The organism is Streptomyces sp. NPDC060049, from assembly GCF_042736715.1.
Lineage (GTDB): Bacteria > Actinomycetota > Actinomycetes > Streptomycetales > Streptomycetaceae > Streptomyces.
The window spans coordinates 32,566-44,312 of record NZ_JBHWVV010000010.1; the positions used below are offsets into that span (position 1 = coordinate 32,566).

Consider the following 11,747-nt stretch of genomic DNA (forward strand, 5'->3'; position numbering starts at 1 on the left):
TCACCGCTCTCCGGACGGACGCTTCTTGACGCGCCGTCTCATCGACTTCCATCTCTGCCCGGTCCGCGGACGGCCGTTCTTCGGCTTCCGCATCGCGAGCGCCGCGCGTGCCGCCGGCTCCTCACGCGCGAACGCGATGAGCAGTCCGACCGCGAACATGGTCGGCAGCAGGGCCGACCCGCCGTAGGAGAACAGCGGGAGCGGGACCCCGGCGATCGGCAGCAGACCGAGCACCGCACCGATGTTGATCACGGCTTGCGCCGTGATCCACGTGGTCACGCCTCCCGCGGCATACCGTACGAAGGGGTCCTCCGTGCGTCCGGCCACGCGGATACCCGCATAGCCTAGGGCCGCGAACAGGGCGAGCACCGACAGTGTCCCCGCCAGCCCCAGTTCCTCGCCGGTGATGGCGAAGATGAAGTCGGTGTGGGCCTCTGGCAGTTGCCCCCATTTTTCCACACTGGCGCCCAGGCCGGAACCGAACCATCCGCCGGAGGCGAGTGCGTAGATTCCGTGGACCGCCTGCCAGCAGAGGTCGTTCTTGCCCGGCTCGGTCGCGCCGATGCACTCGAGCCGGTCCATGCGGTGCGGGCTGGTCTTGATGAGGAGCACGACCAGCACGCCCGCGACGGCCAGTACGCCCGCGAACATCCGCGTGGGCGCCCCGGCCAGCCACAACAGGCCGAACAGCACGGCACCGAGGATCACCGCGGTGCCCATGTCCCCGCCCAGCATGATGAGCCCGAGCAGCAGGAAGGCGACCGGGACCAGCGGCACCAGGAGGTGCTTCCACTGGCTCAGCAGGTCCTTCTCGCCCTTGCGCGCCAGCAGGTCGGCGCCCCAGAGGATGAGGGCCAGTTTGCCGAACTCGCTGGGCTGGAGCATGAACGGACCGCCCAGGGAGATCCAGTTCTGGTTGCCGTTGACCGATACGCCTATCCCCGGGACCTGGACCAGGACCATCAGGAAGAGCGTGCCGGCGAGCACCGGATAGGACAGCGCCCGGTGCAGTTTGACGGGCATCCTGGAGGCGACCAGCAGCAGTCCGGTGCCGATCAGGGCCGCGAGGAACTGCTTCTTGAAGAAGTAGGCGTCGCCCAGGCCGAGCTGGAGCGCCTTGATCATCGAGGCCGAGTAGACCATCACCAGACCGAGCACGGTGATGAGCAGCGAGCTGCCGAAGATCAGGTAGTACGCGGTGAGGGGCCGGTCCCAGGCCCGGCGCACCTGCTGCTGCGTACGCCGCAGGCCGGCCAGCGGCCCGCCCGCCCCGGGCCGTCCCAGGCGCACGGCGGGGCGGACCCGGCCTGATGTCCGGCCGCCCTTGGCGGCCTTGGGGGCTCTGACGGCTTTGGCGGCCTTGTCCGCGGACGGCCGCCGCCCCGGCAGCATTTGCTTGGCCGGCATCTGTGATCTTCCCCTCCACTCGTACGAGGCGAGCGGCCGGTCGGCCGGAGGGACCGGCCCTGGATCGAGCCGGCCCTAGGCCTTCTCGGCGGCCAGTTCGCGCACCGCGTCGGCGAACGCGTCCCCACGCTCGTTGTAGTTCGCGAACATGTCCATCGAGGCGCAGGCGGGTGCCAGCAGAACCGTGTCGCCGGTCTCCGCGAGCCGGGCAGCTTCCCGGACCGCCGCGAGCATCGCCCCAGTGTCGGTCCGTCCGAGGTCCACGACCGGGACCTGCGGCGCGTGTCGCGCCAGCGCCTCGGCGATCAGCGCCCGGTCGGCGCCGATCAGCACGACGCCGCGCATCCGCGCCGCGGACTTGCGCACGAGCTCGTCGAAGGTGGCTCCCTTGGCGAGGCCGCCGGCGATCCACACGACCGGTTCGAAGGCGGCCAGGGAGGCCTCCGCGGCGTGGGTGTTGGTCGCTTTGGAGTCGTCGATGTAGGTGACCCCGTCCACCTCGGCCACGTGGCTGACCCGGTGCGCGTCCGGCCGGAAGGCGCGCAGTCCGTCGCGGACGGCGCTCGGCTTCACGCCGAAGGCGCGGGCCAGGGCGGCCGCGGCGAGGGCGTTGGCGATGTTGTGGGGGGCCGGCGGATTGACGTCCGCGACCTCCGCGAGCTCCTGGGCGTTCTTCTGCCGGTTCTCCACGAACGCCCGGTCGACGAGGATCCCGTCGACGACACCGAGCATGGAGGGGCCGGGGGCGCCGAGGGTGAAGCCGATCGCCCGGCAGCCCTCTTCGACGTCGGCCTCCATCACCAAGGTCTCGGTGGCCTTGTTGTCGGCGGGGTCCGCGTTGTAGACGCAGGCCACCGAGTTGCCCTCGTAGATCCGTCCCTTGTCGGCGGCGTAGGCCTCCATCGAGCCGTGCCAGTCGAGGTGGTCCGGGGCCAGGTTGAGGACGGCCGCGGAGTGGGCGCGCAGCGAGGGCGCCCAGTGCAGCTGGTAGCTGGAGAGCTCGACGGCGAGGACGTCATACGTCTCCTCGCCGGTCACCACGTCGATGATCGGGGTGCCGATGTTGCCGACGGCCGCCGTCCTGAGCCCGGCCGCCCTGAGGATCGAGGCGAGCATCTGGGTGGTGGTGGTCTTGCCGTTGGTTCCGGTGATCGCGAGCCACGGCGCGGCATCGGGGCCGCGCAGCAGCCAGGCGATCTCGACGTCGCCCACGACGTCCACGCCGGCCGCGGCGGCTGCCGCGAACAGCGGGCTGTCGGGCTTCCAGCCCGGCGAGGTGACCACGAGGTCCGTGCCCTCGGGCAGGACCTCGCCCGCCCGCGCGCCGCCGTCCAGGCGGCCGAGACGGACCTCGATGCCCAGCTCCGCGAGCTCGGCGGCCCGCGCGCGCTGGGCGTCGCCGTCGCCGTTGTCGACGACCGTCACCGAAGCGCCGAGGCCGGCCAGGGCGCGGGCGGCGCTGACGCCGCTCACGCCGAGACCGGCGACGGTGATGTTCTTGCCGTGCCAGGCGGTCACTTGTCGGCTGCCCATCCCGCGTAGAAGAGTCCGAGGCCCACGATCACGCACATGCCCTGGATGATCCAGAAGCGGACCACGACAAGGACTTCGGACCACCCCTTGAGCTCGAAGTGGTGCTGTAGCGGCGCCATCCGGAAGACGCGCTTGCCGGTCATCTTGAAGGAACCGACCTGGATGACGACCGACATGGTGATCAGGACGAAGAGGCCGCCGAGGAGCGCCATCAGGAACTCCGTGCGGGAGCAGATCGCGAGTCCGGCGAGCGCGCCGCCGAGAGCCAGCGAGCCGGTGTCACCCATGAAGATCTTGGCGGGCGAGGTGTTCCACCACAGGAAGCCGAAGCAGGAGCCCATCAGCGCGGAGGCGACGACCGCGAGGTCCAGTGGGTCGCGGACCTCGAAGCAGGCGGCCGGGTTGGTCAGGGTCTCCGCGTTGATGCAGGACTCCTGGTACTGCCAGACGCCGATGAAGGTGTAGGCGCCGAAGACCATCACGGCGGCGCCGGTGGCCAGGCCGTCGAGGCCGTCCGTCAGGTTCACGCCGTTGGACATGGCCAGGATCATGAACAGCGCCCAGACCACGAACAGCACCGGGCCGATCGACCAGCCGAAGTCCGTGACGAACGACAGCTTGGTGGACGCCGGGGTCAGCCCTCGTGAGTCCGAGAACTGGAGCGCGAGCACCGCGAAGGCGATGCCGACGATCAGCTGGCCGGCCATCTTCGCCTTGGCCCGCAGGCCAAGTGAGCGCTGCTTGACGATCTTGATGTAGTCGTCGAGGAACCCGACCAGGCCCATGCCCGCCATCAAGAAGAGGACGAGCACACCGGAGAAGGACGGATCGCTGGAGGTGATCACCTTGGTGAGGGCGTACGCGATCAGCGTGGCCAGGATGAAGGAGATGCCGCCCATGGTGGGCGTGCCCTTCTTCCCCGCGTGGCCACGCGGGCCGTCGTCGCGGATGAACTGGCCGTAGCCCTTGCGGGCCAGACCCTTGATCAGCAGCGGGGTGCCGATGAGCGTGAGGAAGAGTCCGATGACTCCGGAGAACAGGATCTGCCTCATCGGCCGGCGACCTCGCCCTCGCGCTCCAGCAACGCCAGCGCGACCCGCTCCAGACCAATGGACCTGGAAGCCTTCACCAGCACGACGTCACCTGGGCGCAGTTCACTGCGCAACAGGTCGACCGCCGCCTGCGCGTCGGACACGAGCACCGACTCCTCACCCCACGAACCCTCGTTATATGCGCCCAGTTGCAGCCAGGACGCTTCCCTGCCCCCGACTGCGACGAGCTTGCTCACGTTGAGCCGGACGGCAAGCCGTCCCACCGCATCGTGCTCGGCCAGCGACGCGTCACCGAGCTCGGCCATGGGACCGAGCACTGCCCACGTACGACCCCCGTGGGCCCTGGCGGCGCCGCCCATCGCGGCAAGTGCGCGCAGGGCGGCCCGCATGGACTCGGGATTCGCGTTGTAGGCGTCGTTGACGATCGTCACACCGTCCGCCCGCTCGGTGACCTCCATCCGCCACCGGGACAGGGTGCCCGCCCCGGAGAGCGCGGTGGCGATCTCTTCGACGGACATGCCCAGTACGTGGGCGACGGCGGCCGCGGCGAGCGCGTTCGACACGTGGTGCTCACCGTACAGCCGCAAGGTCACATCGCCGCACCCGGTGGGTGTGTGGAGTGTGAAGGAGGGTTGTCCCCCGGCGGCCATCCGCACATCGGTGGCCCGTACGTCGGCGTCCTCGGCCTCGCCGAACAGGACCGTACGGGCCTTCGTGCGGGCGGACATCGGGCGGACCAAGGGGTCGTCGGCGTTCAGCACGGCGATGCCGCCGTCCGCCGCCGCCGGCAGGGCTTCCACCAGCTCGCCCTTGGCCTGGGCGATCTGCTCCCGGCCGCCGAACTCCCCGATGTGGGCGGTGCCGACGTTCAGGACGAGGCCGATGCGCGGGGGCGTCAGACCGGTGAGGTAGGCGATGTGGCCGATCCCGCGGGCACCCATCTCCAGCACCAGGTGCCGGGTGTCCTCGGTGGCCTTCAGCGCGGTGAGCGGCAGGCCGATCTCGTTGTTGAGGGAGCCGGGCGTCCACACGGTGGGCGCGTGGGCCTGGAGTACCTGGGCGATGAGATCCTTGGTGGACGTCTTGCCGGCGGAGCCGGTCAGCGCCACCACGTCGGTGCCCAGGCGCTCGACGACGGCCCGGGCGAGGGCGCCGAGCGCCTTCTCGACGTCGGGGACGACGACGGCCGGGACGCCGACGGGCCGCGCCGCGAGCACGGCCGCGGCGCCGGCGGCGACCGCGCGACCGGCGTAGTCGTGGCCGTCGACCTGCTCGCCGTCGAACGCGGCGAAGAGGCTGCCGGGCTCCACCTGGCGGGAGTCGATGACGACGGGCCCGGTGATGCGTACGGACGGATCCGGTATGTCGTGGGGCCGCCCGCCGGTGATTTCGGCGATCTCGGCGAGGGAAAGGGCGATCACTACTGGTTCACCTCGGCCTGTCGGGGACTTAGGCGCGCTTGGTTCTCGATGGCCGTGCGCAGGACCGCCCGGTCGTCGAAGGGCCGTACGACGCCCGCGGTGTCCTGGCCCTGTTCGTGGCCCTTGCCGGCCACCAGCACGGTGTCGCCCGCCTCGGCGCGTGCGACGGCGGCGGCGATGGCCGCCGCGCGGTCGGCGTCGACGAGGACGGTGCCCCGCTCGGCGGGGGGTACGGACACGGCCCCGCGGAACATCGCCGCGAGGATCGTGAGGGGGTCCTCGGAGCGCGGGTTGTCGGAGGTCAGTACGGCGGTGTCGGCGAACCGGGCGGCGGCGGCGCCCATCGGTGCCCGCTTGGTGGTGTCGCGGTCGCCGCCGCAGCCGAGCACGACGTGCAGCTTGCCGGTGGTGACCTCGCGCAGGGCGCGCAGGACCGATTCGACGGCGTCCGTCTTGTGCGCGTAGTCGACGACGGCGAGGTACGGCTGTCCCGCGTCGACCCGCTCCAGTCGGCCGGGGACCCCGGGGACCGCGGCGACGCCGTCTGCGGCGTCCTGCGGGTCGAGGCCGGCCGCGGCGAGCGTGACGACCGCGGCGACGGTGTTGGCCACGTTGAACGGGCCGGGCAGCGGGGCGGTGGCCCGTACCCGCTCGCCCTGCGGACCCACCAGGGTCAGGGTCGAATCCATGTGGCCCGAGACCACGTCCTCGGCGCGCCAGTCGGCGGCCGGGTCACCGGAGGCGGAGAAGGTGACGACCGGGATCGGCGACTCCTTGGCGAGGCGCCGGCCGTACTCGTCGTCGACGTTGACCACGCCGAGGCGGGCGCGGCGCTCGGTGAAGAGCCGCGCCTTGGCCTGGTAGTAGTCCTCCATGTCGGAGTGGAACTCCATGTGCTCCGGGCTCAGGTTGTTGAAGACGGCGACGTCGAAGACGCAGCCGTCGACCCGTCCGAGCACCAGGGCGTGGCTGGAGACCTCCATGGCAACGGCGTCGACGCCGCGTTCGCGCATGACCGCGAGGAGCGCCTGCAGGTCGGTGGCCTCGGGGGTGGTGCGCTCGGACTTGATGCGCTCGTCCCCGATGCGCGTCTCGACGGTGCCGATGAGCCCCGTCGTGCGTCCGCTGCCGCGCAGGCCGCCTTCGACGAGGTACGCCGTGGTGGTCTTGCCGGAGGTGCCGGTGATGCCGATCTGCAGGAGGCCGGTACCCGGCCGCCCGTAGATCGTGGCCGCCAGTTCGCCCATCCGGCCGCGCGGATCGGCGACGGTCAGGACGGGGAGCCCGGTGGCCTCGGCGCGCTCGGTGCCGGCCGGGTCGGTCAGCACCGCCGCGGCGCCGAGGGCGGCCGCCTGCGCGGCGAAGTCCGCGCCGTGCATCCTGGCGCCCGGCAGGGCGGCGTACAGGTCTCCGGGACGCACGGCACGGGAGTCGTGCGTGATGCCGGTGATCTGCGGCGGCACGCCGGGGGCTTCGAGCCCCAGCAGGCCTGCGAGCTCGCCGAGCGGGATCGGGCGGGCGGACACGGGACGCGGCGCTCCCGGCGGCGCTGCCGGGGCGTCGTTCTGTGTGGTTCTGGGCTGTTCAGCGTGGGGCACGGCGGTGAGCGTACCGGGCCCGGCGGGCCGCCCGCGAAGTGAGGGACCGGCCTCGGAGCCGGCCGTCGTCTGGTTCCCGGGTTCCGGGGTGATCGTTGTCACTGATGGTGCCTCACGCGTTTCTGGGCGGGCCGCCGGGCGGACGGTCACTGGCTCGGCTGCGGGCTCGGCTGGGGGCCGGGCTGCGCGCCGGGTTCGTAGGTGACCGGGAGTCCGGCGGGGGCGGTTCCGGTGGGGGCGACCTGGAGGGTCTTGAGGGCGAACTCCATGACCTTCTTGTAGATGGGACCGCAGATCTGGCCGCCGAAGTAACTGCCCTTGGTGGGGTTCTGGATGGCGCAGTAGACGGTGATGCGGGGGTTGTCGGCGGGCGCGAAGCCGGCGAAGGAGGCGGTGTAGCCCTTGTAGCGGCCGGTGGCCGGATCCACCCGGTTGGAGGTGCCGGTCTTGCCGCCGACCCGGTAGCCGGGGATGCGGGCCTTGGTTCCCGTCCCTTCCTGGTCGTCGACCACCGACTCCAGCATCTGCGCGAGGGTCTTGGCGGTCTCCGGGCTGATCACGCTGTGCTGCGCGGGCGCCGGGGCCGGGGTGAAGCGGCCGTCGGGCCCCTTGGTGCCGCGGACCAGGGTGGGCTGGATGCGGACGCCGCCGTTGGCGATGGTCGAGTACACGGAGGCCGCCTGCATGGCGTTGAGGGACAGGCCCTGCCCGAAGGGGATCGTGTACTGCTGGGAGGTGGACCACTTCTCGGGCTTGGCGAGGATGCCGCGTGACTCGCCCGGGTAGTTCAGCCCGGTGGGCTGGCCGATGCCGAACTTGTCCAGGTACGAGTACAGGACCTTGTTGGCCTCGGTCTGCGTCGGACCGAGCTGGCCGGTGGCCAGGATGGTGCCGATGTTGGAGGACTTGGCGAGGACCCCGTTGAGGGTCAGGTACCAGGTCGGGTGGTCGATGTCGTCCTTGAAGAGGCGGTCGCCGCGGTGCAGCCGGTTGGGGACCTCGACGTGGGTGTCGGCGGCGGCCTTCTTCTCCTCCAGCACGGCGGCCATCGACATCACCTTGGCGGTGGATCCGGGCTCGTAGACGTCCTGGAGGGCCGCGTTGCCCATGGCGGCCGAGCTGGCCTTGGACAGGTCGTTGGGGTCGAAGCCGGGGGCGTTGGCCATCGCGAGGACCTCGCCGGTGCGGGTGTCCTGGACGATGACGTAGCCGCGGTCGGCTTCCGACTTGGCGACCTGTTCGGTGATGGCGCTCTGGGCGGCCCACTGGATGTCGCGGTCGATGGTCAGCTCGATGTCCTGGCCGGGCACGGCGGGCTTCTCGCGGGAACCGGCCGTCGGCACGCGGCGGCCGCCGGACTGGGCGTAGGTGAGCCGGCCGTCCTTGCCCGCCAGTTTCTTGTCGAGGGAGGACTCCAGTCCGCCGCCGCCCTTGCCCTCGGCGTTGACGTAACCCAGTATCCCGGCGGCGAGGTCGCCGTTGGGGTACACGCGCCTGCTGCTGTTCTCGTTGAACACGCCGCCCAGGACGTTGGCGCCGGGACCGTTGTTCTTCTTGTCCGCGGCCGCCTTCTCGGCGAAGACCTTCTTGAGGTCCTTGATCTGGTTCCAGACCTGCGGGGTCTGGCGGCGGGCCAGGACGACGTAGCGGGTGTTCTTCGTCTTCAGGCGCTCGGTGAGCTCCTTGGCGTCCGTGCCGATGATCGGCGCGAGGAGTGCGGCCGCCTGCTCGGGGGCGTCCGGGGCCTTACTCTCCTGCGGGGTGAACATCTGCGGGTCGGCCGTGATGTCGTACGCGTCCACGCTGGTGGCGAGCGCCACGCCCTTGCGGTCGGTGATCTCCCCGCGCTCGGCGGCCAGGGTGTAGCTGGCGAAGCGGTTCTCGGAGGCCTTGGCGGAGTACGCGGACGCGTCGACGGCCTGGACCTGGAGCAGCCGGACGACGAAGGCGAGCATGACGAGCGTCAGCCCCACGCTGACCAGCCGCAGGCGGGGCTTGGGGGCGCCGAGACGGATGGTGTGCGTCTTCCTCGCCGGGGCGGGGCGGCGGGTGGCGGGCCTGGAGGCCGGCCGGGCCGTCGCCCGTGCCCGGTCCCCGCCGGGCCTGGCCCGTCCCGGACCGGGCACCCGCCGCCGCGGCGGCTCCTGCGGGCTCACGCGGCGGCGCCCTGCTGCGCCGGGGCTCCCGGGGCTCCGTGCCTCGGACGCCGGGTCCGGGCAGGGCCCGGGGACCGGCCGAAGGGCGGGTAGGGGACAGGCCCCGCAGGGGTACGCGTCACTACGTCACCGTCCAGGCGTCTGGGAGGGCTGGGAGGCTCCGGTCGATGCCGGCGGGGCGGCGGGCACCACGGGGGTGGCCGAGCCCGAGGGAGCCGGGGCCGGGGAGCCGGCCGGGCTGGGGACGGCCCCGCCCGGTGAGGGCGAGACCGGCGGGGCGGACTGCGGCGGGGAGGGCGGGGGCGGCTCCGCGGCGGCGGACGCGGTACCGGCGACCTTGCCGTCCGGTCCGATGAACACCGGGCTGCCTCCGGGCACCAGGCCCAGCTCGTGCGCCCGGCTCTGCAGCGCGTCGGGCGCGGAGTAGCCGTCCACGTCCCGCTGCAGCGCCTGCTCCTCGTCCGTGAGCACGGTGGTCTCCTTGCGCAGCTTGCTCAGCTGGAAGGAGCCCTGGTTCAGCGCCGAGTTCAGCAGCAGCAGGCTGATCAGCCCGCCGCCGAGCAGCGCGACCACCAGCAGGACGAACGGCATCCTGGCCGCCTGGCCGGCCGGGCTCCCGGAAAGGACCCGCCCGAAGCGTCCCCCGCGTGGACTCACAGCCGCGCCTCCCGGATCCGTTCCACCCCGCGGAAGCGGGCCGGCGCCGCACGCCGGTTCTCCGCGATCTCCTCCTCCGTCGGCAGCTCCGCGCCGCGCGTGAGGAGCTTCAGCTTCGGCTGGTACTTCTCCGGTACGACCGGCAGCCCGGGCGGGGCCGTGGAGGTCGCGCCGGCCGCGAAGACCTGCTTGACGAGCCGGTCCTCCAGCGAGTGGTAGGAGAGCACGGCGATCCGGCCGCCGACCGCGATCCGGCCGACGGCGGCCGGGATGGCCCGCTCCAGTCCGGACAGCTCTCCGTTGACCTCGATGCGCAGCGCCTGGAAGGTTCGCTTGGCGGGATTGCCCCCGGTCCGCTTCGCCGCCTGCGGCAGGGAGTCGCGGATCAGTTCGACCAGGCGCGCGCTGTTGGTGAAGGGTTCCTTGTCCCGTTCGCGCACCACCGCGGAGACGATCCGCTTGGCCTGCTTCTCCTCGCCGTACTGGCGCAGGATCCGGACCAGCTCGCCGGGCGGATAGGTGTTGAGCACCTCGGCCGCGCTGATGCCGGTCGTCTGGTCCATCCGCATGTCCAGGGGCGCGTCCTGGGCGTAGGCGAAGCCGCGGTCGGCCTCGTCCAGCTGCATGGAGGAGACGCCGAGGTCGAAGAGGATGCCCTGGACGGTGGGGATGCGCAGGTTGTCCAGTACGTCGGCCAGGTCCGCGTAGATGGCGTGGACGAGGGTGGCCCGGTCCCCGAAGGGCGCGAGGCGCTCCCCGGAGAGGCGCAGGGCCTCCTTGTCGCGGTCGAGGCCGATCAGGTGGGCCTCGGGGAAACGGGAGAGCAGGGCCTCGCTGTGGCCGCCGAGGCCCAGGGTGCAGTCGACGACGACGGCCCCGGGCCTCTCCAGCGCCGGGGCCAACAGGTCCAGGCACCGCTGGAGCATCACCGGGACGTGTCGGGACTCGCTAGTCAAAGCGCCCTCTCAGATAACGGCGCGGCAGGCATACGCCGCGCCGCGCACGCGGAGTCTTACCAAAGGGGCCGGGCGGCCGGTCAGGGCCGGGCTCCGGCCGGTTCGCGTCACTTTAGTGCAACGGTCGCCGCGGTCAACGAACCGCCCCGCGCGCCGTGCGCTCCTCTCCCCATGAACCGACAAATGCCGCGAATCACCCGGACGGCCACCTTCGCCTCACCCCTGTGGGTTAGCTCACAACAGGTTGCCGTGACCTTCTTTGTCCACCCTCACTCAATGCTCGGACGTGCTGTGACCATTAACGTCGTACCCATGACGACTTCCGTACCCGTGCCCGCCGAGTCCGCCTCCGAGGCCACCGGCGGCCGCTCCGTCACCGACAGGCTGGTGGAGTCGAACCGCGCCTACGCCGCCAAGTTCGCCGACCCCGGCATGGACGCCCGACCGGTCCTCCAGGTGGCGGTCGTGGCCTGTATGGACGCCCGGCTCGACCTGCACGCCGCCCTCGGCCTCGAACTGGGCGACTGCCACACCATCCGCAACGCGGGCGGCGTGGTCACCGACGACACCATCCGCTCCCTCACCATCAGCCAGCGGGCGCTCGGCACCCGCACGGTGATACTCATCCACCACACCGGCTGCGGTCTCGAAAGCCTGACCGAGGACTTCCGCCACGAGCTGGAGGACGAGGTCGGGCAGCGCCCCGCCTGGGCCGTCGAGGCCTTCCGGGACGTCGACCAGGACGTCCGCCAGTCCATGCAGCGGGTTCGCACGAACCCGTTCCTCCCCCACAAGGACGATGTGCGAGGCTTCGTCTTCGACGTGCACACCGGCCTGCTGCGGGAGATCGATCCCACCTCGTGAGTGACACAAGGCCGTAACGCCGTCAAGAATGCGGGGAGACGTCACCCGGAGGACCTCCGGGCCGGTGTCCGCACTCTCGCTTTTGAGGTGTTTCGGGGTGGGC

9 protein-coding genes are annotated in these 11,747 nt (G+C 71.5%); 1 reads left to right on the forward strand and 8 read right to left on the reverse strand.

Annotated features, from left to right (window positions below):
- From ftsW to rsmH, 8 genes are all read right to left on the reverse strand, one after another.
- Nucleotides 1–1,407, reverse strand: coding sequence for a putative lipid II flippase FtsW (gene ftsW / locus ACFWBY_RS19890; protein WP_385336394.1), 1,407 nt, complete (start codon nucleotides 1,405–1,407; stop codon nucleotides 1–3).
- Nucleotides 1,408–1,482: 75 nt separating this feature from the next.
- Nucleotides 1,483–2,940, reverse strand: coding sequence for a UDP-N-acetylmuramoyl-L-alanine--D-glutamate ligase (gene murD, locus ACFWBY_RS19895; protein WP_385336396.1), 1,458 nt, complete (start codon nucleotides 2,938–2,940; stop codon nucleotides 1,483–1,485).
- Complete coding sequence (gene mraY / locus ACFWBY_RS19900) at nucleotides 2,922–3,992, reverse strand: phospho-N-acetylmuramoyl-pentapeptide-transferase (protein ID WP_385336398.1); 1,071 nt, start codon at nucleotides 3,990–3,992, stop codon at nucleotides 2,922–2,924. Before mraY ends, murD begins: the two co-directional genes overlap by 19 nt.
- Complete coding sequence (gene murF, locus ACFWBY_RS19905) at nucleotides 3,989–5,413, reverse strand: UDP-N-acetylmuramoyl-tripeptide--D-alanyl-D-alanine ligase (RefSeq protein WP_385336400.1); 1,425 nt, start codon at nucleotides 5,411–5,413, stop codon at nucleotides 3,989–3,991. Before murF ends, mraY begins: the two co-directional genes overlap by 4 nt.
- Complete coding sequence (locus tag ACFWBY_RS19910) at nucleotides 5,413–7,113, reverse strand: UDP-N-acetylmuramoyl-L-alanyl-D-glutamate--2,6-diaminopimelate ligase (RefSeq protein ID WP_385336402.1); 1,701 nt, start codon at nucleotides 7,111–7,113, stop codon at nucleotides 5,413–5,415. Before ACFWBY_RS19910 ends, murF begins: the two co-directional genes overlap by 1 nt.
- Nucleotides 7,114–7,157: 44 nt before the next feature.
- Complete coding sequence (locus tag ACFWBY_RS19915; protein ID WP_385336404.1) at nucleotides 7,158–9,167, reverse strand: peptidoglycan D,D-transpeptidase FtsI family protein; 2,010 nt, start codon at nucleotides 9,165–9,167, stop codon at nucleotides 7,158–7,160.
- A gap of 126 nt (nucleotides 9,168–9,293) precedes the next feature.
- On the reverse strand, nucleotides 9,294–9,758 hold the full coding sequence (locus ACFWBY_RS19920; protein WP_385336406.1) for a hypothetical protein: 465 nt from the start codon (nucleotides 9,756–9,758) through the stop codon (nucleotides 9,294–9,296).
- Nucleotides 9,759–9,820: 62 nt separating this feature from the next.
- Nucleotides 9,821–10,750 (reverse strand): 16S rRNA (cytosine(1402)-N(4))-methyltransferase RsmH, encoded by a 930-nt coding sequence (rsmH, locus tag ACFWBY_RS19925; protein ID WP_385336479.1) that lies wholly within the window; start codon nucleotides 10,748–10,750, stop codon nucleotides 9,821–9,823.
- Nucleotides 10,751–11,092: 342 nt separating this feature from the next.
- Here rsmH and ACFWBY_RS19930 point away from each other — a divergent pair, with 342 nt between their 5' ends.
- Complete coding sequence (locus tag ACFWBY_RS19930) at nucleotides 11,093–11,644, forward strand: beta-class carbonic anhydrase (protein WP_385336408.1); 552 nt, start codon at nucleotides 11,093–11,095, stop codon at nucleotides 11,642–11,644.
- The last annotated feature ends 103 nt before the right edge of the window (nucleotides 11,645–11,747 follow it).

What these genes read in the sequence shown, in the direction of transcription:
- ftsW (WP_385336394.1), bottom strand. Translation starts at nt 1,407, where the DNA reads ATGCCGGCCAAGCAAATGCTGCCGGGGCGGCGGCCGTCCGCGGACAAG.
- murD (WP_385336396.1), bottom strand. Translation starts at nt 2,940, where the DNA reads ATGGGCAGCCGACAAGTGACCGCCTGGCACGGCAAGAACATCACCGTC.
- mraY (WP_385336398.1), bottom strand. Translation starts at nt 3,992, where the DNA reads ATGAGGCAGATCCTGTTCTCCGGAGTCATCGGACTCTTCCTCACGCTC.
- ACFWBY_RS19920 (WP_385336406.1), bottom strand. Translation starts at nt 9,758, where the DNA reads ATGCCGTTCGTCCTGCTGGTGGTCGCGCTGCTCGGCGGCGGGCTGATC.
- rsmH (WP_385336479.1), bottom strand. Translation starts at nt 10,750, where the DNA reads ATGCTCCAGCGGTGCCTGGACCTGTTGGCCCCGGCGCTGGAGAGGCCC.
- ACFWBY_RS19930 (WP_385336408.1), top strand. Translation starts at nt 11,093, where the DNA reads ATGACGACTTCCGTACCCGTGCCCGCCGAGTCCGCCTCCGAGGCCACC.